Here is a 21,358-nt window from a genome sequence, read left to right as displayed (position 1 = left end):
GTCAGGAGACGAGAAGCATGGACTTCGCCAAGGAGATGAGGGCCGGACGGGCCCGGCTGCGGGAGGGGCAGTGGTCGTCGGCCTACGCCTGCTTCCAGCGCGCACACGATCTTGGGCACGGTGTCCGCGCCGAGCATCTCGCCGCGCACCGGGCGGCCCTGCACACCTCGTGGCGCGCCCGCCGTCCGGACCGGCTGCTCTACCAGGCCGTCTTCCTCGCCTTCGCCTCTTTGACCTCGTACGGCCGGCCCGCCGATGCCCTCCTCGCCGCTCCGGCGGTCCGCGGAGGTTCGCGATGACGGCCCTCCTCCCGGCGGCGTCGGGCGGGCGATCGCCGCGTCGGGACTGCCGCGCGAGGAAGTGTTCGTCACGACGAAGGTGTGGAACACCGACCAGGGCCGTGACCGCACCCGGGCAGCGTTGAGGCGATCCTGGAACGACTGGGCCTGGGCCACGTCGACCTGTATCTGATCCACTGGCCCGCGTCAGCGCGCGGGCTGTTCGCCGAGACGTGGGAGGTGCTGCGCGAGCTGCACGCCGAGGGCCTGGCACGCGCCATCAGCGTCTCGAACTTCCGCAGCGAGGATCTGGCGGTACTGCTCGCCGGGGGCGGACCCGCCCCCGGCGTCAACCAAATCGAGCTGCACCCCTACCAGCAGCAGCGTCTGCGGGCCCGCCACGCGGAGCTGGGCATCGTCACCGAGGCGTGGGCCCCGCTGTCCCAGGGCCGGCTGCTGCGCGATCCGGTCCTGCTCAAACATCGCGTCCCGACAGGGTGTCACCGCCGCGCAAGTCGTGCTGCGCTGGCATCCGCAACGCGGACTCGGTGATCCCGCGATCCCAGGACCCGGCCCGGCTGCGCGGCAATCTCGCGGTCGCCGCCCCGTCCGAGCTGCCGGAGGAGGACCTGCGGGCGGTGGAGGCACTGGATCGCAGGGAGGGGGTGGGCCCGGATCCGGCGACGTTCAACTGAGCGCGGCTCAGACCAGCCGAACCTCCCGCTGGACCAGGGTCGAGCGGATGCCCGCCGAGGTGTCGCGCATGTATTTCTGCCGCAGCTCGTGCGCCTTGCGGTACTCCTCCGTCGCCAGCGCCTCCCGCATCGTTTCCTCCGAGTCGAAGCTGATGCGGACGATGGCGTCGATGGCGTCCTCGGCTCCGTCCGCGGCCAGGTCCCCCAGGTAGTACTGGACGTACTCGCGGACCTGGGGCAGCGCGGCGTACGTCGGTCCGTACTCGGATTTCATGAAGCGGCGGAAGTCCTCGGTGGAGATCTCCGGCCTCTTGCGGATCACCGTCATGAGTGTGTGCACCGTGGCCACCTTTCCTGAACAGCTGTTCATTGCACGTTACCATGAACGGGTGTTCAATATGATGGTGAGGAAGAAGACAGAAGACCAGGACGCCCGTGACCTGCGCTCGGAGCTGATCGCCGCCGCCACGGCCATGCTGGCCGAGCCGCAGCCGGTGCGAGTGCCGTCGCTGCGTTCGATCGCCCGTTCCTGCGGGGTCGCCCCCTCGGCGGTCTACTGGCACTTCCCGTCCGAGGCCGACCTGCGCTCCGCCGTGCTCGATGCGGAGTACACCTCCCTGATCGAGTCCGTCCAGCAGGCCCTGGACGGGCTCGGCGAACACGACGACCCGCTCGTCGTGGCCGGTGACGCTTACATCGCCTGGGCCCTGGACCACCCGGGCGCCTACCAGCTGCTGTTCGAGAGCAACGACGAACTCCCGGCCACCCGGGCCGAACACGGGCCCCGCCTCCAGCGGCGCATCGTGGAGCTGGCCCGGCGCGTCGATCCCGCGACGCCCTTCGCCGCCGCCCTCATGCTGTGGTCGGCCTGGCACGGCATCGTGTCCTTGCGGCTGCACAAGAACGAGTGGGACTGGGGCATGTCGGCGCAGGAGGCCAACGCCCGGCTGGTCTCGGCGCTCGCCCGGCACCGTCCCTGACACCGAGCACCGACACGGAGAGAAGCTCATGTCCCAGGTGTGGATGATCACCGGTAGTTCCCGCGGCCTCGGCCGCCACACGGCCATTGCGGCGCTGGAGGCGGGTCACCGCGTCGCCGTCACGGCGCGCCGCCCGGACTGCTTCGGTGAGCTGGAAAGAACCCATGGCGAACGGGTGCTGCCGGTGCCGCTGGACGTGACCGACCCGGACGCCGCCCAGCGCGCCGTCGAGCGCACGTGTGAGGTCTTCGGCAGGCTCGACGTCGTGGTCAACAACGCCGGACAGGCGGACCTCGGCGCCATCGAGGACACCCCGCTCGACTCGTTCGCCGCGCAGGTGGCAACCAACTTCTGGGGTGTGGTCCACGTGACGCGCGCCGCGCTTCCCGTCCTTCGCCGGCAGGGCAGCGGGCACTTCGTCCAGGTGTCGTCACTCGGCGGCCGGATGGGGACGCCGGGGCTGGCTGCCTACCAGGCGGCGAAGGCGGCGGTGAACACCTTCTCCCTGTCCCTGGCCAAGGAGGTGCGCCCCCTGGGCCTCAAGGTGACGCTCGCCGAGCCGGGCGATCTGCGCACGGGCATCCTCGGAAAGCAGTCCATGACGGTGCTGCCGCGGAGCGAACCCTACGAGGAGGCCGTCGGCGCCGTCGCCGGGCGGCTGATGGGCCACCACGGCAGGCAGCCGGGTGACCCGGCACGGGCCGCGGCCGCGATCGTCCGCGTGGCGGCCATGACCGAACCGCCCGAGCGGCTGGTTCTGGGCAGCGACGCCCTTGCCTTCGCCGAGGCGGCGGCCCGCGAACTGGCCGCCTCCGACGCACGGTGGCGCGACCTCAGCGCGTCGGTGGACTTTCCCGCGGAGTGACCCGACACTGTAGCCATTGCATACATTGTGGCCATTGAATACATTGAGTTACACTGCTCGCATGACCACGGCACGCCCCTATCACCACGGAAACCTCCGCAGCGCCCTGCTGCGGCAGGCGGAGCAGGTCCTGGCCGAGCGCGGCGTCGAGGGGCTGTCCCTGCGTGAGCTGGCACGTGAGGTGGGGGTGAGCAACGGCGCGCCGCGCCGGCACTTCGCCGACAAGGGCGCGCTGCTGGACGCCCTCGCCATGGAGGGGTTCGAGCGCCTGGGACGCAGGCTGGACACGGCCTTGGAGGAAGCCGAGGGCGACTTCGCCGCACGGTTGGCCGTGTTCGCCAGGGCATATGTGGACTTCGGCGTCGAACACCGCGCGCTGCTGAGCCTGATGCACCGGCCGAAGAGCGCGTTCGACGACCGGCTCCGGATCGCCAACGACAGGGCGTTCGCCGCCCCGCTGCGACTGCTGGCGCAGGCCCGCGCCCAGGGCGACATCGACCCGGACACCACCGGCCGGGTCGACATGACGATCTTGGCGCTGCTCCAGGGACTCACCCTGCTCGCCACCGCCGGTACGCACGACGACCTACCGCTCGACGCACTGGTCACCGGCAGCGTTGCCACCCTCCTCGACGGCCTGCGATCGCACTGACCCGGCCGCCCGGGTCACGTCGGCAGCCTGATTGCCCCTTGCCGCGAGCACGCCGTACCAAAGGGGCGGTCCTGCCCCGCATCGCGGCACCCGTGCGCCGCCCGGCCGGGAGCCTGGAGTCACATCCCCAGGACAACAAGGCTGGCTCATGAACTACCACGGCAGCCGCCCTCGTCACCAGGGTCTCCTCCGGGCTCGAGGCTGCCTTCGCCCGGGAACTGGCGGCGCGGTCCTGCGACGTGATCCTTGTTGCCCGGCGCCGCGGCCGGCTGGAGGCCCTGGCCTCCGCACTCACCAAGGAGCACAGTGTCACCGCCCACGTGGTGGTGGCCGACCTCCCCAGGCCCGGTACGGCGACCCACGTCCGAGATGCAGTGCGGACCTGGTGGCACCATGGACATCCTCGTCGACAACGCGGCCTTCGCCGCCTACGGCCGCTACGAGACCCTCGACCCGGCCCCGGACTTGGAGCAGGTGTCGGTCAACGTGGCCGTCGTCGTCGGCCTCACCCACGCATTCCTGCCGAGATGGTCCCCCGCAGCCGCGGCGCGGTCATCAATGTCTCGTCGGCCGGCGCGATCCAGCCAATGACCGGCACACCGCCGTACGAGTGCGCCACCACGATCGCCTCGCCGTCCGTCCCGTCTAAGACCTGCCAGATCACCTTGGCGCCGTCGTACATGCCGGGCAGCGGTTCCGACGCGGACGTGTCCTCCACCACGCTGAGCAGCCGCACCGTGCGCGTGGACCAGCCGCCGGTCGCCAGAACGTGCTGAAGCCTCCCGAACACCCACGGTCCGTGGTGACGCCTCCCGGCACCAGCAGGAACGTAGGACGACTCACACCTTCACTCATGGCAGTTCCTTACACCTCGGACGTTCTCGCCGCACGTGTCGGGCCGGGGGGGGTGCGTTCTGACGCGCCCACCGCTGCGAGCGGGAACCATACAGCGTGTTCAGATACACCGTCTGGCGTGATGTTCGCCAACCTCCACACGTGTGGCCGCTGGACGGGAGCCGTCCGGCAGCATCCGGGACGTGTGACGATCGCCATGGGCGGTGAAGCACTGGCCGCGCACATAACTGTCCGAGCGAGGTGTCAGCCGGCCGACACCCGGACCGAGCAGGACGCCTACGCGGTCGACGTCGCTCGCTCCGCCCCACCGAACGGGACGGCTCACACGTGCAGGACGACGCCTGCCCTGGGGAACCATCCGAGACGGACCGTGCCGGCCTGCCTGGGCAGGCCAGAAAGCTCGCGCGCGGGTTGCGTCGATCTCATCGAGGACGGTCGTGACGTGGCGCATGACGATCCGCCAGCCTGGGTGAGCCGCACGCCGTCGCGCCGTCGCTCCAGCAGATCGGCGCCCGCACCCGTTCGATCGCGGCGATCTGCCGGAACACCTCGGGCTGGATGTAGCCCAACGAAGCGGCGGCCGTGGTGAAGGTTCCCTCCTCGGCGACGGCGCGGGAGACACGCAACACGGTAAGTAACACATCCGAGAAGTCCATGACGTTTACGCATACTGCTTGTTCCGAACTCTTGTTGGACTCATGAACATGAGGTTCCTAGCGTGGCATGCATGCACGCTTCACGTAATGCCCTCGTCACGGGCCAGCCAGGGACTCGGCCGCGCACTCGTCGGAGGAGCTGGCGGCCCGCATGAACCCGGACGACCTAGTCCTGCTCACCGGCCGCAGCCACCAGCGAGTGACGGACGCCGCCCGCGAGGTCGCGGCGCTGCCCGAAACGCGCACCCGCGTCGAGGACCGGGTCCTGGACGTCACGGACACCGACGCGATCGCCCGCATCGCCGACGACCTTCGGGCCTGGGACGGAGGGGTCGACGTCGTCATCTCCAACGCGGTCGTCCGCATGCTGCCCGAGGAGTCACAGGCCGAGCGGGCGGATGAGTTCATCGACGTCTCCAACACTGCCACCCACGCGATCCTGCGCTCGTTCGGCCCTGGCCTTCGCCCGGGCTGCCGACTGCTCGTCGTGGCCAGCAGCCTGGGCACCCTGGGCCATCTCGACCGCCGACTGCACCACTTGTTCGGCGGAGCACAGCAGCGGCTCTGCCGTCGAAGAGACGATGCGACTCGTGGCCAGCGATGTCACCGGACTGGTCATCCCGGACGCCGGTCGCTCCCTGCCCGAAGAGGCTCCACACACCCTCGCGAGGGTGCTGCTCGACTTCCTCTCCTGAGATAGCCACGCACCACGTCGGCGGCAATAACAGGGCGTGACTGACGGCACGGGCAATGCCAACTCGACAGCCCCACTACCAAGGCCGTGTAGGTAGAGCCTGCTGCGAAACAACGCGTTGCTGTTTGGATTGGCCGTCGTTGAGTCTCGATGACTTGTCAAGCCCTATCGAGCGCATCAGTCATCTGCCGTGGCGGGCGGTATGAATGTGTAGGGGCGTTGGACGCGGAACACGGCCCAGAGGACGTCGATGCGGCGGCGGGCGAGGGCCAGCGAATGGGACGTGACTGATACAGCCCCTCGGATCGGTGAGGTCGGCTCAGGGCGCCTTGCCGGCATTGCTGCTGGTGGGTTACCCGGACCGCCTCCCGAGTGAAGTAGGCCGCCGACGATATACCCGTGGCTCGGGTCCTTTTTTGACGGCCCTTTCCCGAACCGGACAGGCCCGCTTGCCAGGCATCCGGCTCTCCAGCGATCACCTCCGTGAGGCTGCGGTACTGCGTCCGCATGGATGTCCTCATGGCAACGTCGGCGGATCACGAGAGCCTGCGACGCTGCATTGCTTTTAAGGCAAGCTCGCCATGGGGTGTCTGCCGCTGGGGGTGGCCCGGCTAGCAAACCGAAAAATCTTCGACTCAGCATTCGATTTACCTGTGAGGACCCATGCGGGAAATAGTGGTTTCCGTCCACGACGGAGATCCATTGTCACGAGCCGGTCTCGTCGGGTGCTTACGGAGCCAGAGAAATCTCTCTGTGGTCGAGGGGACGGAATCCGCCCCGCAGAGCCAGGGAGCGGATGTCGCGGTCACCATTATCGACCAGGTCGACTCGCACACCGCGACGCGGCTTAGAAGGCTGGTTGCCGAGATGCACAAGAGAGTGGTCCTGGTGACCAACACACTCGATGAAATGCAGCTGAGAACCGTCCTTGAATCGGGTGTGCAAGCCATAGTTTGGCGACATCAGGCAACCGCCGAACGATTAGTGCGGGCAGTCGAGTCAGCGGCCAGGCATGAAGGGGACCTCCCCTCCGATCTGCTCACTCGACTTCTCACCCAGATGGAGCGCATACGGCGACGCGAAGAATCCACGTCCGAGGAAGCGAGAAGACTCAGCCCCCGTGAACTTAGCGTGCTCGAACTCGTAGCGAAAGGCCTGGACACCCGGGAAATCGCCGCTCAATTAAGCTACTCGGAACGCACGGTAAAGGGTGTGCTCCACGGCATCATGACACGCATGTATCTGAAGAACCGGGCTCATGCCGTAGCGTTCGCCATACGGGAGGGCTACATCTGAGCCGCGCGGCGGGCCAGCAGCGGAGCGGGCGGCCCAAGGGCGCCGCTCCGCTGGGCCACGGAACTTCCCGCCATGAACCTGTGCCGCTCGAAAAGTCATTCCATCTCCTCGGCCTGGAAGACGGCGTCGAAGGCCTCGCCGTACCTGCCATCGCGGTCGCGTAACAAGAAGCGCAGGGTCCCGATGCGTATGCCCAGGTCGGCGGTGAGGTTCCACGCCTGCTGCACCGCCCAGTCCCGGGTCGGGTGGGCGGTGACCCCGGTGATGCGCAGTCGCCGGGTGCCGTGCTCGACGAACACCAGCGCGTACAACCGCCTGCCGAGTGCGGTGTCAATATGAAAGAAGCCTGCCGCGATGATGCCCTCGGCTTGCGCGGTCAGGAACTCGCGCCAGGTGGGGCCTGAGCGATGCGGCGCGGGGTCGACGCCGGCCGCGTTGAGGATCTCCCACACCGTCGGGGCGGTGATCCAATACCCGAGTCGGGTCAGTTCCCCCTGGATCCGCCGGTGCCCCCACGTGGGATTCTCTCTCGCCAGCCGCAAGACGAGTTTCTTGACCGCTGTCGGGGTCGGCGGGCGACCGATGCCCCCGCGCGAGGTGTTCCCATTTCGCGGCGATGCACCCTGCGGTGCCAGGCAAGCAGGGTGCCGGGGGTGACAGGGAAGATCTTGAGCCAGTGGCGTCGGGGTATCAGCCCGGACAGGGCGGCGAACCAGAACCGATCGGCAGGCTCATAGCGGACCGATCCGGCCAACTGGCGACGCAGGACCGCGTTCTGGTACCGCAACACCAGTAGTTCCGCCTCCTTCGCCGTCCCGCGACGCAGGAGCACCGATGGAACAGTCAGCAGCTTCCGGGTCACCTTGTACAACACGGACACGCTCACGGAGGACATGATCCCAGCGGACTGACGGCACCCCGCTCACCTGCGGCGATGACTTTTCGAGCGGCACAGGCACGGTATGGACGGCCGATCCGGAACGGGGTGAGGCGCTGGCCCGCAAGGTCACTTCGGGCACCATCGGGGTCAACGCTTACGCCAACGAGCCGACCGCACCTTTCGGCGGTCAAGAGCAACGGCCTCGGTCGGGAGCTGGGGCCCGAGGGACTGCACGGCTACCAGGTCCTGAAGACGATCTACCTCGACCCGTCCACGGCCTGATAGCGCGGCGTCCGATACGTCGTGCGGTCGACGGGCGACAGGCGACGGGCCCGGACAACCGCTCGCCTAGTACTCCAGCAGGATTTCGCTGTTTGACCTGTTGCTTTCGCTGGGTGGCGGGGGTGTAGCGGGACTCCGGGCGGTCAGGGGCGGTCTCAGGGAGACCGCCCCTCGAACGTGCGACGACGCCGCAGGTAGTGACAGCGGCAGGCGACCGCCTGGCGTCGTCGGCGCCAGTTCGACCAGCTCAGCGCGTGGTGTCGGCCCCGTCGTCCGCGCAGGTGCGGGGGCCGGGGACGACAAGCTGCCAGGAGTCGCCGAACCTCCGCCACTGTGAGCTCGACGGCCCCGGCCGTCCCACCAGTTGTGCCCCCTTTCCCCCGGCATGGTGTGCCGTGGCAGCCAGAAAGGCGTGCGCGAGCATGGCCAGGGTGACGTGCCGATACCAGCCCACGTAGCGACGGACCTCGTACTGGTCCAGGCCGCACTCGTTCTTCGCGGCCTGGGTAGGGTCGGCCGCGCAGCGAGGTGCCAGGTGTGCTGGTCCTTTTCCGCGCGGCCTCCCTCCGAACCGGACGGGCCCGCTTTCCGGGCATCCGGCTCTCCGGTGACTACTGCGTGAGCGGGGAGGATTCCCGGTGGTGGATGTGGTCGTGGCAGTCGGCGCAGACCACAAGGGTCTTGCGGCGCCGCTTGGCCATGGCTCGTCTCCACTGGGCGGGTTCGGCTCGGTCGAGTTCCTTCAGGTTACGGACGTGGTGGACTTCCACCTCGCCCGTGTGCTGGCAGAGCTCGCATTTGCCCCGTTGGAGCCGGTCGATCAGTTCCCGACTGGGGTAGGTGAGCCGACCCGGGTGGCGGTCGGTGATGACCGCATTCTTTTGCCGTCGCAGCGGAATGCCGCCGAACCTGGCGACCAGTGGTGTGCTGCCTTTCCCACGTTCAACGATGGCTTCGAAGCACGTGCGCGGCCCGTGTGGGGTCTGGATTTTGGCCTTGTGGTTGGCCGCGATCCTACGGACCGACGTGTGGTGCTTGGAGGCCAGCGTTTTGAGCATGGAGGTCAGCATGACCCACCGCAGCCGGTGTAGTCGTCGGACATCACCGGCGAGCAGATAGTACTGGACGACGCCTCGGTACTCGGCCCCGTAGATCCGCACGATGTCGTGGTCGCTGAAGTTGATCACTTGGGAGCGGCGCGCGGGTTTACCGCGCTTGGAGTAGAGAGCGATCTTGGCCTTGATCACCGATGCCGGCACGTGCAAGCTGATCGCGCCGTTCACGGCGCGGTGGCCGCGTTTGGTGCGCTGCTTGTCGTCGTGCTGCACGCTGATCTCGTAGCCGAGGAAACGCGCCCTATTGGTGCGGGCGTGGGTGATCAGCGTCTTGTCCTGGGACAGTTCCAGCTTGAGGTCTTCGCGCAGGAACGTCGCCAGTCGCTGTTTGATTTCCTCGGCCTCGGCCTTGGGTCCGGTGAACCCAAGCAGGTGGTCATCGCAGTACCGCACATACCGTAGCCGCCGATATTCGGGGTCGTGGGTGTCCGAGCTCGGCAGCGTGCGCATCCGAGCGCGAAGCCGCCGGGCTTCCTCACGGTTCCCGCGGCGACGGGCTCGTGCGAGTGCGTTGGCCACCTCTAGGTAGGCAGGGTTACGGGCCCTGCGTGCCCCTCGGGTGTATTCCGGGATCAGAACCGTCTCGACGAATTCATCCAGGCGGTGCAGATAGATGTTGGACAGGACGGGGGATGCGCAGCCGCCCTGCGGCGCGCCGCTGAGGGTGGCGTTGAATACCCAGTCCTCCAGATATCCGGCTTGGAGCATGTTGCGCAGCAGCCGCAGGAACCGGTTATCGCGGATCTTTCCCGACAGGATCTCGATCACCCGGTGATGATCCAAAGACCCGAAGCAGTCGGCGATGTCTCCCTCGATGAACCAGGTCGTCCCGGCCCAGGTGTTGGCCACCTCGCGCAGCGCGGTGTGGCATCCCCGGTTGGGCCGGAACCCGTGAGACCGGTCGGAAAACCTCGGCTCGTAGTACGCCTCTAACAACAGGCGCACCACCTCACCGACGAGCTTGTCCGACCACGTTGGCAGGCTGAGCGGGCGCAACTTCCCATTTTTCTTGGGGATGTAGGTCCGCTTGGCTGGGCTGAACCGGTAGCGCTCGTGGCGCATCGCATCGATGATGCGGTCGATCTTCGCCCGCGACATGCCGTCCACGGTCTCCCGCGTGGCCCCTGGCGTCATCGACCCTTTGTTGGAGTAGATGTGACCATAGGCCAGCAGATATATCTGTGAAGTAGGCCGCCGGCGAGGTGCCTCTGGCGGAGGTCCTTTTCCGACGGCCCCTTCCCGAACCGGACAGGCGGCTTTCACCGCATCTCGGCTCTCCAGTGGTCAGTTCCGAGTTTTGCTGTGGCCTTGCCTGCGTGGATGTGTTCGTGGCAGAGACGGCAGACGACGAGTGCTTTGCGTCGCCGCCGTGCCATCAGGTGCATCCATTCAGGTTTCTCGCGGCGGCCAGGCTTGTTGACGTCCGCGAGTTTCCGGATGTGATGGACCTGGAGGTCCGTCCGGGAATTGCAGAGTGCGCAACTCTCGGTCAGCAGCTTGTGAATCAGCTCGTTCCGAGGAAGTGCCTGGCCGAAGTCGCGATCGGTCAGCTTGGCAGCGCGCTGGCGCTTGAGTGGGATCCCGCCGAAGCGGGCCTTCAGTGGTTTCCTTCCTCCGTCGCGTGGGACCGTGACTTCAAAGCACCTGAGCCGTCCGCCTGGTGTGTCGATGGTCGCTTTGTACTTGCGGGCCATCTTCGTTACGGAGGTTTGGTGCTTTGCTGCCAGGGTTTTCAGCATGGAGACCAGCATGACCCACTGGAGGTGGCTCAGGCGGTAGACGTCCTGGGCCAGCAGGTAGTACTGGACGACCCCGCGGAACTCGGCTCCGAACTGCGCGACGATGCTGAAGTCACTGTCGTGCAGCAGATGGCCTCGCCGTTGGGGCTTCCCGTTGCGCATGTAGCGCGCGCATCTCTCCTGAATAGCGGTTCTGGGCACGAAGAGTCCGACGGCGCCGTTGATGGACCGATGACCGCGATGGTCGATCTTGTCATTGGCGTGTTGAACCCGGATCTCATAGCCAAGGAAGCGCGCCGCCTGGCTGGCGGCGTGGGTGATCAGGGTTTTGGATTCCGAGAGTTCCAGGCGGAGTTCATTCCGCAGGAAGTCACGGATCCGTGCTTTGATCTCCTCGGCTTCGTGCTTCGGTCCCGCGAATCCGAGTAACCAGTCGTCGGCGTACCTGCAATAGTTCAGACGTCGGTATCCGGGGTCGTTTGGGTCCTGGCTCGGGAGGGAACGCGCTTGGGCCCGCAGGGCCTTCACCGTTTCCCTGTCTCCGATCCGTTTGGCCTTCGCGATCCGGTTGATGACGCTACGATATGCGGGATTGTCCCGGCGTCTGTCGCCCCGGTTATACTCAGGGAGTAATCGCTGTTCAACGAACTGATCGAGCCGGTCCAGGTAGATGTTGGACAAAATCGGTGATGCCACTCCACCTTGCGGGGCACCGCTGAATGTGGGGTGCCATCGCCAGTCCTCCAAGTACCCGGCTTTGAGCATCCGGCCAATCATTTGCAGAAACCGGCCGTCGTGGATCCTCTCGGACATGATTGAGAGCATGACCTCGTGGTCGAGCGTCCCGAAGCAGTCGGAGATGTCACCCTCGACGAACCATCGGGTTCCTTTCCAGGTGTTGACCACTTCCGTTAGTGCGGTGTGGCAACCCCGTCCGGGCCGGAATCCATGAGACCGGTCAGAGAACTGGACATCGTAGTACGCCTCAAGAAGAAGACGAACTACTTCCGCTACCAATTTATCCGACCACGGAGGAAGGCCAAGCGGGCGCTTCTTCTTCGTTCCTTTCTTCTCGATGTAAACCCGCTTCACTGGTGTCCATCGATACGATTCGGTGCGTAATGCTCCGATGATCGTGTCGATCTTCTCCAACGACATGCCATCCACGGTCTCCCCGTTGACTCCGGGTGTCATGGCACCGTCGTTCCGGTACAGACGCCCGTAAGCAATCAGGAAGAGTCCCCTATTGAACAGCTGCCTATACAGCCTTTCGAGAGGCAGGCCACGCCTGCCTCGTTCTCGGATGACGCCCAGCACTGTTTCAGCGCTCTGCATTACGCATGCCTCTCATCACCAGACGTCTTGATCGCCTGTTCTCCTTCGCCCTGCACTTCGGCTTTCCCGAGTTCCTCGACGGGGCGTAACTCCCGTGACTACTATGAGAACGCCGTCACCGTAGGACTCTCGCCCCTTAGGCGATCCCGTGGTACGTCTTCACCGTACGTATCGAGCGCGATTTAGGCTGCCCACTCATCTCCTTGAACGCCCTCGCTGGGCGTCGCTCCATGCCATGGAGGTTGCCTGACCAACCAGCAGATGATCAGGCATGGCATAGCGTCGGTTTCGGGCGTCTTTCCGACGGGCGTGTTCTTTCACCGCTGGAGATTAGGCTTGAGGCAATCCAGCTTTAGCCATGTCGCGCGGGCCTTGCGACGCATCACCTTGGACGCCTCCAGGTGACCACTCGCTTTCCTGGCATGCTCTTGTCCCCTCGCGCTTTCGCGTCCAGGTAAGCCAGGTGACCCAGAAACCTCCCTCCAAGTTCCTCCCGATTGAGTCGGGGATACGGTGAAGCGCCTCACGGCGCACGCGGGTTGAACAGTTGTCGATACAGTTCGGTGCACGGCAGCCCTTTCCTGCCGCGTTCACGCAGGACACCCAGCACCGTCTCGGCGCTCTGCATTTCGCATACCTTTCGGTCTCTCGATGTCCGATCACCTGGCCCCCTTCGCCCTGCCGACGGTTTTCCCGCCGTCCTTGGTGGGGCGTGACTCCCACGACTACTACGGGGCCTCCGTCGCCTTAGGACTCGCGTCCCTTAGGCGATCCCACGTTCGTCTCTGCCGTACGTAGCAGCGCGATGTAGGTGTCCCACTCATCTCCTTCAATACCCTCGCTGGGCATCGTCCCGTTCCCAGAGGGTGCGGCAGTTGTGCTTCATCGCCGCCGCAGGGCACGGGCACCGGTTCCAGACGCCGTTCCGGAGGATGCGAAGTTCCATCCCTGGAGATTGGGATTCAGGCAATACAGCTTTCACCATGTCGCGCGGGTTCCCCAACGCACCGCCCCTGGCGTCTGGGCCCGGTCGCTGGTTTTCTGGCATGCTCTTGTCCCTATAAGCCTTTCGGCATCAGGTAAGCCATCGAACCCAGGAACCTCCCTCCAATTCCTCCCGGCTGAACCGGGGATACGGCAGAGCGCCTCGTGGCGCACAAACACTCCTCGATCGCCCAGCGTGCCCCGGCGACCCGCACCAGTTCCTGGACCGTGGCCTCCAGGGGCGCGTAGGCGAGGTAGTAGGCGATCTCAGCGGGCTTGCTGATGCTGCGCCGGGCCAGCGCCCACCGCATCCGGTAAGGGGCCTCGCCCTGGTAGTCGAACTCGGTGACGGCCGACAGCCGCACCGCCGCCCAGTGATAAACGCGCGGCCCCTTCGCACCATCACCGCACGAGATTTTCTCCCACGCCTCGTCGGGGGCCTGCGCGAACAGACCCTCGATGCGAGAACACCCCACACTGAACTGGGACTTGGGCACGGCCAACACGTAGCCGGAGCCCGACTGTTCGAGCAGCCGGCGGAACCGGTTGTCCTGGCCGTAGGCGGAATCCGCAGTGACCCAGGCGATGGGCAGCGGCGAGGCCAGGTCCCGCAGCACCATGTGCCGGGCCAGTTCACCCTTGGTGGCGAAGGCCCTCTCATCGGGAATCTTGGCGGCGCGACAGCGTTCTCGGTCTTCGGTCCAGGACTTGGGCAGATACAGCTCGCGGTCGACCAGCGCGCGTCCGCGGGTGGTGGCGTAGGCGGCGAAGACGCCGATCTGGCAGTTCTCGGTGCGGCCGGCGGTTCCGGAGTACTGCCGCTGGACCCCGGCCGACGTGGTGCCTTTCTTGATGAAACCGGTGTCGTCGATGATCAGGACACCGTCGGCTTCGCCGAGCTTGTCGGCGACGTATTGCTGCAGGTCGTCGCGGATGTCGTCGGGCTGCCACTTCGCACCGGCGAGCAGGTGCTGCAGCCCATCAGGGGTGGAATGGCCGGCCTGTTCGGCCAGCTGCCAGCTGTTTTTGCGGGGCACTGGGGCGAGCAGCCCGCGTACGTAGTCACGCATGCGGCGGCGAAGCTCCACACGGCCGAAGCGGTGGCCGATAGCCAGGAAGAGATCGTCAAGTTCAAGGTCCCACTGCACGGCGGCATACTCGGTGATCACCCTGGGAGGCTGCCCCGCCGCTGTCACTACCTGCGGCGTCGTCGCACGTTCGAGGGGCGGTCTCCCTGAGACCGCCCCTGACCGCCCGGAGTCCCCCTACACTCCCGCCACCCAGCGAAAGCAACAGGTCAAACAGCGAAATCCTGCTGGAGTACTAGTGTCCTGCGCCGGAGATCCGTCGGCAGAAGCGGGCGAGGGAGTCGAGGATTTCTTCGGCTGTCTTGGTCCAGATGAACGGCTTGGGGTCTTCGTTCCAGTTCTTGACCCAGGCGCGGATGTCAGCTTCGAGGGCCTGGACGTTCTTGTGTGCGCCACGGCGGATCATCTGGTCGGCCAGGAAGCCAAACCATCGCTCGACCTGGTTGATCCAGGAGGAGCCGGTCGGGGTGAAGTGGAGCTGGAACCGCGGGTGTTTGCCAAGCCACGCCTTGATCGCGGGGGTTTTGTGGGTGCCGTAGTTGTCCACGATCAGGTGGACCTGCAGGTGCGCGGGCACCTCTTTGTCGATGCGGATCAGGAACTTCTTGAACTCCGCTGCCCGGTGCCTGCGGTGCAGGGCACTGATGACCTCGCCGGTTGCGACATCGAATGCGGCGAACAGGGTGGTCAGTCCGTTGCGGACGTAGTCATGGGTGCGTCGTTCGGGCATGCCCGGCATTATCGGCAGCACCGGCTGGGACCGGTCCAGCGCCTGGATCTGGGACTTCTCGTCCACCGAGAGAACCACCGCGCCCTCGGGCGGGTTGAAGTACAGGCCGACGACGTCGTAGACCTTCTCCACGAACAGCGGGTCCGTCGACAGCTTGAACGTGTCCGTCAGGTGCGGCTTGAGCTGGAACTTCCGCCAGATCCGGCCGACAGTGGACTTCGACAGACCACTCCGGTCCGCCATCGACTTCCGCGACCAGTGGGTGGCGTTCTTCGGGAACTCCTCCAACGTCGCGACCACGACCGCCTCCACCTGGTCGACGTCGATCGTGGGCGGCCGGCCCGGCCGGGGCTCGTCGGCCAAGCCGTCCAACCGGTCGGCCAGGAACCGCCGCCGCCACTTGCGGACCGTGTCCGCGGCCACCCGCAGATCCCGGGCGACCGCGACGATCGGCGGCACCTCCGGCCCTGCGCACGCCAGCACGATCCGCGCGCGCAGGGCCAACGCCTGGGCCGATGTCGCCCGCCGCGTCCACCGCTCCAACACCGCCCGCTCGTCATCGGACAGCAGCAACGGTTCCAGCTTCGGGCCCCGACGAGGAACTGACGCACCAGCAGCAGAAGTCATGCAACTACTAACGATCAACTACTGGCGCAGGACACTAGCGGTGGTTTGTTAAGGCGGGAGTGGGAGGTGGTGGCTGAGTGGTCGGCCGGTACTGACTGCGTTGATCAGGTTTTGTAACTCTGCTGGTGGGGGCGTGCTGGACCAGGCTTTCCACCAGTGTTGCAGCATGATGGTGGGGGTCAGCCAGCTGCGGACGGTGCGTAGGGCCTGGGGCCAGCGTGCCGGGTGGTGCGATCGGGTGCCCCCTCTCTGGCCGGTCCGGGCGGGCCGGGCGGTTGGCGGGAGTCGGTGGCAGTCCGGCTCCCCAGCAGAAGGAGAACGCGCAGTTGACCAGGGTCTGGTGGCGGCGGATGGCGCGGTCGGTGCGGACTTGGAAGTCGGCCCAGCCCAGTTCGTCCTTGACTTGCTTGTAGCTCTGCTCGATCCAGTTGCGGATGCCGTAGATCCGCACGATCTCGGCGAGGTCGGCGGCCGGGTGGACGGTGTCGGCCTCGCGTGGTGAGCCGGGGCGGGGCAGGTTGGTGGCCAGATACCAGGTGGATTTCTCCGGCAGGGTGTCCGGGTCGGTGGTGGCCACCACCAGCCGGGTGGTGCCGTCCGGTCCCCACCAGCCCAGGGACGCGTCGGCGGCCCACCAGGCGGTGGTGTGCCCGTCGTGGAAGGTGCGGGTCACCGCCGTCCAGTCGCCGGGCCGGTCGGGGCCGTGCCAGGCCAGTTCCCGGGCGGCGTCGACCGGGGTGTGGGCATCGGGGCCGTAGGCCCAGGTGCCGCGGCGCCGTTTGAGGGCCATCACGAACGGCAGTCCGGCGTCGGCCAGTTCGCCGCGGAAACCGTCCTGGTCGCCGTAGGCACAGTCGGCCGCCACCGCCCGGAAGTGAACTCCGGCCTGGGTGGCCCGGCGGGCGAGTGCGGCGGCGATCTGCAGTTTCGTCGCGAAGCCCGGATCGCTGCGACCGTGGGGGAAATATCGGGCGGGGGTGTAGGGCACGGCGTGCAGCAGATAGTACAGCCGCTCGTCCGCCCACAATGTGGTGACGGTGACGACACCGTTGTCGGTCTTGCCGTATCGGCCCAGCCACTGTCGGCCCACGTTCGCGGTCGCGGTCCCGTCCTTCCGGTCGCCGGAGTCGTCGATGACCAGTACTCCACCGGCATGCGCAGCGGTGCGCGGATCATCCAGTAACCGCTCAAGACGACGGGCGTTGATCCGCTCGTGCTCCCAGGGGGATTCGGAGAGGAAGAACTGCAGCCGCTGCACTGCGGGGTGCTGGGCTCCCGCTACCGGCTCGGCCCCGGCCAGGCATGTCAGCGTTTTGTTGCGTTCCCGCGGCGCCAGCAGCCCCGTGAGGTACTGACGAAAACCCCGACGCTGGGCCAGGGAGTCGAACAGATCATCAAAGTCGGCGGCGTACTGCTCCAGCGGTCCCGGAGCCGGCGGACACGGACGACGAGCGGTCATCACACACCCCTGCTCGTCCTTCTACTGCGGTCCCGCCCCGATGTCAACAAACCACCGCTAGCACCTCACCGGCTAAGGCGTCGGGGAGCGCGTCGCGCAGTCCGGCGCGCGAGGTGATGCCCAGTTTGGGGAAGATGCGGTGCAGGTGGTTGCCGACCGTGCGGTGGGAGAGGAAGAGACGTTCGGCGATCTGTTTGTTCGTCAGGCCGGCGGCCGCGAGCTGAGCGATCTGCTGCTCCTGAGGAGTCAGCACCCCCCGCTCGACGCCATGCTCCCGGTGCACCGGTGCGGTCGTCGGCATCCCACCCGCCACGCGCAGCTCGCGCGCGGCCCGGTCGGCCCAGGGCTCGGCGCCCAGCCACTGGAAGGTCCGCATCGCCGCGCTGAGCTGGGTCCGGGACAGGACGTGGGCTCTGAGCCGGCGGAGGTGTTCTCCGTAGGCGAGTTGGACCCGGGTCCGGTCGAAGGGCCAGCGGTCGGCATGGGGAATCGCCAGTGCCTGCTCGTACAGCCCGGCAGCAGCGCCTTCCTCCGCTGTCATGGCCGCCGCTCCTGCGGCGAGCAGTGCGAGGTGCGGGGAGATGGCGGCGATGTCGGCCTTCTGGATCGCCGCTACATGGGCTCTTGCCTCATCGAGGCGGTCGGTACGGACGGCTGCCTCCACGAGATCCATGCAGACCCACAACGCGGCACCGACATGGGAGGCGAGTTCACCCGCCGGGCTGATGGCGTCAGCGTCGCGGTATGCCTGCTCCCAGTCTCCGTCGGCGATGGCGGAGAGGACACGGGGCTGATGGGCGAAGTGCATGAAGCCGAACGCCCGGCGCGGACTGCTCCACCGCATCAACCGGTCGGAGAAAGCCTGGCTGCGTCGGTGGTCCCCGCGGACCGCGGCCAGCAGGCCGAGGATCCATTCGAACTGGCCGGCGATCACACCGGGGCCGTGCTCGTCAGCGCGCTCGAGACCGAGCGTCGCCAGCCGTTCCGCCTCCTCCCACCTGCCGCTCATGAAGCCGCCGAGCGCCAGGTCGCGCAGCGCGTTGGCCTCGATGGCCACCCCGGCCGACTGGGCATACCGCACGACCCGCCACAGCGACTCGCGGCAGGCCGCCAGCCGGCCGACGAAGGTCGCGGTGATCGTGACCCGCGAGATGGTCACGGGGTCGGTCTCCGCCGACAGCTCCGCGATCTCAGCATCCAGCCGGCGCAAATCGGCCGCGGTGGCGCGGGCGGGGTCTCCGAACAGGCGGGCACGCAGGGCGAGCCCCTCGGGCGCGGCGGGTCGCAGCCGGTCCAGTCCCTCGTGCAGTGCCGTCCACAGTTCGGCGCGCCCGCTGAGCAGGCAGACGATGAACAGGGTGTGCAGCGCCTCGAGCAGCTCGGGGTCCGTGGAGTCGTCAGGATCGGGGCACGCCGCGATCGACGCGGTGAGCAGCCGGTGCGCGGCGTCGACGTCGCCGTCGCCTGCCATGAGCAGGTAGGCGGCCGTTGAGGCATCACGCAGCGAGGTGTGACGTACGGGATCGGCGTCACGGGCAGCCGTGAGGAGCTCCCCCGCGGTGGCCAGCTCCCCCGCGTGGGCGCCGAGATACGCGGCCTCGCCGAGACGGCGGCTGCGGTCCGCGGGGTGGGGGCTGAGCGCCGCAGCTCTGATGAACGCGTTGACCGAGGCCGCGGAGTCGCCTCGGCGCGCGGCTCCACGGGCCACGTCCTCCATCAGGGTGGCCACCCCTTCGTTCGTACCCACCGCGGCGTCGGCCAGATGCCACGCGCGGCGGTCCGGCTCGGCCCGCAGGGCCGCGGCGAGCGAGCGGTGTGCCGCCCGCTGATCGGACGGCGTGGCCAGCTCGACCACCGCCGAGCGCATCAGCGGGTGACGGAAGATCAGTTCTTCGTCCGTCTGCGACCAGGAAATCAGCCGGGCTTCTTCGGCCGGCGCCAGCTGGGCGACGAGCGAGTCGCCGATCGCGGCGCGCAGCACGCCGGTGTCGCTCGAGCTGTTGAGCGCGGCGATCAGCAGCGCTCGGCGTGAGGGCGCGGGCAGTCTCCGGATACGTGCCGCGAAGAGATCGGTGAGTCGGCTGGTCGTCCGCAGGACGGGGGGCAGCGCGGCGCTCCCCGATCGCTGCCCCGGGTCCAGCGAGGCGGCGAGCTCCTCGATTGCCAGGGGATTGCCGCACGCCTCCTCCAGAACGCGGGCACGCACCGAGGGCGCCAGCCCCGGGGCCACTGAGTCGATCACGGTGCGTGCGGCACCGTCGGACAGGGTGCGCAGCTCCTGGGTGGGAAGGTCACCGAGCTGCAGCATCCCGGGATCCTCGGTACGGGCCGCACCCAGGAAACCGAAGTGGCGGCCTGACGAGCTACGGGCGACGAACGCCAGGACCTGCGCGCTCACGCGGTCCAGCCACTGCATGTCATCGACCACGGCCAGGAGCGGGCGGTGCGACGCGGCGAGCGTCATCAGTGCCAGCACCGCGTTCGAGACCAGCAGGCGGGCCGGCGGCGAGCCGGCGGCGAGCCCCAGGGCGACGCAAAGGCCGTCGCGCAGCGCGGGCTCCAGATCGGCGATGTGCCTGCGCAGCGGCAGCAGGATCTGGTTGAGACCGGCAAAGCTGATGTCGGCCTCGAACTCGATGCCCGCGGACCGGACGATGCGTATGCCTTCGGCTGCCGCGTCGCGCTCAGCCGCGTCGAGGAGGGCCGACTTGCCCAGCCCGGCATCGCCGTAGAACACCAAGGACGCGCCGCCTTTCGTGGTCTCCTCGATCAGTGCGCGCACCGATGCCAGCTCGGTGTCGCGGCCGAAGAGCTCCGGCGTCGGCTTTGTGTGCATCATTCCTGTGCGATTCCCGCTCCGAGCGTCAAGACTCGTTCCAGTTCAAACCTAGTAGCTCTTCCTGTTCGTGCTGACTTTCAGGGCTGACTTTCAGGCCGATCATGTCCTCGCGGGGCAACGACATGTTCAAAAACAATTAGACTTGTCAGTATTTGATAATTTCTATGGTTTTTTGATGGTAAACGCGGAGTGACGGACCACGCCACGGGAGCCGGGGAACACTTTGAGTCACATGACTCATTCACGTACGCCCAGCTCACGAGATGCTCGACGCACCCACTCCGTCGAGGCACACAGAGCCTCCGAGCAGCAGGGACACGGCGTACGTCATGAGGCAGACACGACCGAGCGAAACGCAAATGCCGGCCGCCCCGCCACGGCCGGCCGTGCGGCCGACCGCACCCGGTTCCCGTCTTCCGCCGCCGAGGTGGAGGGGGAGTCCGGCCGACCACCGCTCGCGCACAGCGAGGGTCCAGGTACGACCTCGCGGGAGCGAGCAGACCGTGCCGCCCGAGACACACCCGTGTGAGAAGCGAGGCAGGCAAGCCATGAGACCCCTGCGACTGGCCCTGTCGGCCACCGACCCGATCACCCGGCAGGGCGTCACCGCAGCCCTGAGTGACAACCCTCAGGTGGTCGTCCTCCCGGACGAGGAACCGGCCGACGCCGACGCCGGCCTCGTACTCGCCACAGAGGCCGGCAGTTGGGCCATCACTCTGCTGGAACGCCTCGCCGACCAGTTCGCCCGCCCCGACCGACCGCTGGTCATGGTGGCCGACTCCATCGACAAGGCACACCTGCTGCGTGCCATCGGCGGCGGTCTGGTCAGTTTCCTCCCCCGGTCACGCACCAGCGTGGAAGACCTCATCACCACGCTGCTCGCGAGCACCGCCGGCTATGCCGCCCTGCCCCAGGGGATGGCCCGCACGGTCGTCCAGGAACTCCGGCTTCGAGAACAGCTGGACGACCTCTGTCAACTGCGCGCGGGCGCCCTGTCCCGACGCGAGGTGGACATCCTCGCCCTCATCGCCGAAGGCATGACCACCTCCGACGTGGCAGCGAAGCTCAACTACTCCGAGCGCACCATCAAAGCGGCCCTTCACACCCTCATCACCCGGCGTCAGCTGCGCAACCGCGCACACGCCGTGGCCTACGCCATACGTATCGGCGCCATCTGAACCGCTGTCGGGTTCGCGGACCAGGTGGCACCAGCGCCCTGCCCGCGCGAGGACAGCGAACCGTGCCCGCGGCTGCGGCGGCCCTTGCGGGGCCGCCCCGTTCTTCCGGGCGATCCGCGGGCACCTCCCCG

16 protein-coding genes and 6 pseudogenes are annotated in these 21,358 nt (G+C 67.2%); 10 read left to right on the top strand and 12 right to left on the bottom strand.

The window, feature by feature from the left end; all coding sequences use genetic code 11:
* Window positions 1–17 precede the first annotated feature (17 nt).
* From ACMTAK_RS40105 to ACMTAK_RS40095, 3 genes are all read left to right on the top strand, one after another.
* Window positions 18–299 (top strand): DUF3703 domain-containing protein, encoded by a 282-nt coding sequence (locus ACMTAK_RS40105; protein WP_413810683.1) that lies wholly within the window; start codon window positions 18–20, stop codon window positions 297–299.
* 129 nt (window positions 300–428) lie between these two features.
* Window positions 429–830: an aldo/keto reductase gene (locus ACMTAK_RS40100; protein ID WP_413813146.1), complete on the top strand. Its 402-nt coding sequence runs from the start codon at window positions 429–431 to the stop codon at window positions 828–830.
* Complete coding sequence (locus ACMTAK_RS40095) at window positions 827–973, top strand: hypothetical protein (RefSeq protein WP_413810682.1); 147 nt, start codon at window positions 827–829, stop codon at window positions 971–973. The genes ACMTAK_RS40100 and ACMTAK_RS40095 overlap by 4 nt, the downstream gene beginning before the upstream one ends.
* 7 nt (window positions 974–980) lie before the next feature.
* On the opposite strand, the gene ACMTAK_RS40090 is transcribed toward ACMTAK_RS40095, so the two are convergent.
* A complete protein-coding gene (locus ACMTAK_RS40090; protein WP_413810681.1) occupies window positions 981–1,313 on the bottom strand; it encodes an EthD domain-containing protein in 333 nt (110 codons plus the stop codon).
* Window positions 1,314–1,371: 58 nt separating this feature from the next.
* Here ACMTAK_RS40090 and ACMTAK_RS40085 point away from each other — a divergent pair, with 58 nt between their 5' ends.
* From ACMTAK_RS40085 to ACMTAK_RS40070, 4 genes and pseudogenes are all read left to right on the top strand, one after another.
* Entirely contained in the window at window positions 1,372–1,953 is a 582-nt protein-coding gene (locus ACMTAK_RS40085; protein ID WP_413813145.1) for a TetR/AcrR family transcriptional regulator, read from the top strand.
* Window positions 1,954–1,981: 28 nt separating this feature from the next.
* Window positions 1,982–2,818: an SDR family NAD(P)-dependent oxidoreductase gene (locus tag ACMTAK_RS40080; protein WP_413810680.1), complete on the top strand. Its 837-nt coding sequence runs from the start codon at window positions 1,982–1,984 to the stop codon at window positions 2,816–2,818.
* A gap of 61 nt (window positions 2,819–2,879) precedes the next feature.
* Window positions 2,880–3,470, top strand: coding sequence for a TetR/AcrR family transcriptional regulator (locus ACMTAK_RS40075; RefSeq protein WP_413810679.1), 591 nt, complete (start codon window positions 2,880–2,882; stop codon window positions 3,468–3,470).
* Between the two features lie 176 nt (window positions 3,471–3,646).
* A pseudogene (locus ACMTAK_RS40070) lies at window positions 3,647–3,811 on the top strand (SDR family NAD(P)-dependent oxidoreductase); the annotation flags it as partial.
* A 164-nt stretch (window positions 3,812–3,975) separates the two neighbouring features.
* Here the strand turns inward: ACMTAK_RS40070 and ACMTAK_RS40065 are convergent.
* Together ACMTAK_RS40065 and ACMTAK_RS40060 are read right to left on the bottom strand one after the other, a co-directional pair.
* Entirely contained in the window at window positions 3,976–4,260 is a 285-nt protein-coding gene (locus ACMTAK_RS40065) for a hypothetical protein (protein ID WP_413810678.1), read from the bottom strand.
* A gap of 395 nt (window positions 4,261–4,655) precedes the next feature.
* Window positions 4,656–4,981, bottom strand: a pseudogene (locus ACMTAK_RS40060) (LysR family transcriptional regulator); the annotation flags it as partial.
* A gap of 71 nt (window positions 4,982–5,052) precedes the next feature.
* Between ACMTAK_RS40060 and ACMTAK_RS40055 the strand changes: the two are divergent.
* Window positions 5,053–5,534 (top strand): annotated as a pseudogene (locus ACMTAK_RS40055) (SDR family NAD(P)-dependent oxidoreductase); the annotation flags it as partial.
* An 804-nt stretch (window positions 5,535–6,338) separates the two neighbouring features.
* Window positions 6,339–6,971 carry a helix-turn-helix transcriptional regulator gene (locus ACMTAK_RS40050; RefSeq protein ID WP_413810677.1) on the top strand — a complete coding sequence of 211 codons (633 nt, stop codon included), beginning with the start codon at window positions 6,339–6,341 and terminating at the stop codon, window positions 6,969–6,971.
* A gap of 95 nt (window positions 6,972–7,066) precedes the next feature.
* Here the strand turns inward: ACMTAK_RS40050 and ACMTAK_RS40045 are convergent, their stop codons facing one another.
* From ACMTAK_RS40045 to ACMTAK_RS40005, 9 genes and pseudogenes are all read right to left on the bottom strand, one after another.
* A complete protein-coding gene (locus ACMTAK_RS40045) occupies window positions 7,067–7,513 on the bottom strand; it encodes a hypothetical protein (protein ID WP_413810676.1) in 447 nt (148 codons plus the stop codon).
* 867 nt (window positions 7,514–8,380) lie between these two features.
* Window positions 8,381–8,638, bottom strand: a pseudogene (locus ACMTAK_RS40040) (IS701 family transposase); the annotation flags it as partial.
* 106 nt (window positions 8,639–8,744) lie between these two features.
* Entirely contained in the window at window positions 8,745–10,511 is a 1,767-nt protein-coding gene (locus tag ACMTAK_RS40035; protein WP_413804375.1) for a reverse transcriptase/maturase family protein, read from the bottom strand.
* The gene (locus tag ACMTAK_RS40030) at window positions 10,508–12,322 is read right to left on the bottom strand and encodes a reverse transcriptase/maturase family protein (protein ID WP_413804374.1); all 1,815 of its coding nucleotides are present in this window, start codon (window positions 12,320–12,322) and stop codon (window positions 10,508–10,510) included. Before ACMTAK_RS40030 ends, ACMTAK_RS40035 begins: the two co-directional genes overlap by 4 nt.
* A 532-nt stretch (window positions 12,323–12,854) precedes the next feature.
* Window positions 12,855–12,950, bottom strand: a pseudogene (locus tag ACMTAK_RS40025) (reverse transcriptase/maturase family protein); the annotation flags it as partial.
* Between the two features lie 517 nt (window positions 12,951–13,467).
* Window positions 13,468–14,475: pseudogene (locus tag ACMTAK_RS40020) on the bottom strand (IS701 family transposase); the annotation flags it as partial.
* Window positions 14,476–14,629: 154 nt separating this feature from the next.
* Complete coding sequence (locus tag ACMTAK_RS40015; RefSeq protein ID WP_413810674.1) at window positions 14,630–15,751, bottom strand: IS630 family transposase; 1,122 nt, start codon at window positions 15,749–15,751, stop codon at window positions 14,630–14,632.
* Between the two features lie 34 nt (window positions 15,752–15,785).
* Complete coding sequence (locus ACMTAK_RS40010; RefSeq protein WP_413810673.1) at window positions 15,786–17,210, bottom strand: IS701 family transposase; 1,425 nt, start codon at window positions 17,208–17,210, stop codon at window positions 15,786–15,788.
* A gap of 43 nt (window positions 17,211–17,253) precedes the next feature.
* Complete coding sequence (locus ACMTAK_RS40005) at window positions 17,254–20,049, bottom strand: AAA family ATPase (RefSeq protein ID WP_413810672.1); 2,796 nt, start codon at window positions 20,047–20,049, stop codon at window positions 17,254–17,256.
* A gap of 548 nt (window positions 20,050–20,597) precedes the next feature.
* Here ACMTAK_RS40005 and ACMTAK_RS40000 point away from each other — a divergent pair.
* On the top strand, window positions 20,598–21,227 hold the full coding sequence (locus ACMTAK_RS40000) for a helix-turn-helix transcriptional regulator (protein WP_413810671.1): 630 nt from the start codon (window positions 20,598–20,600) through the stop codon (window positions 21,225–21,227).
* Window positions 21,228–21,358 lie beyond the last annotated feature (131 nt).

The organism is Streptomyces lacaronensis (assembly GCF_047337785.1).
GTDB lineage: Bacteria > Actinomycetota > Actinomycetes > Streptomycetales > Streptomycetaceae > Streptomyces > Streptomyces lycopersici.
This window is presented reverse-complemented; position numbering and strand designations above follow the sequence as displayed.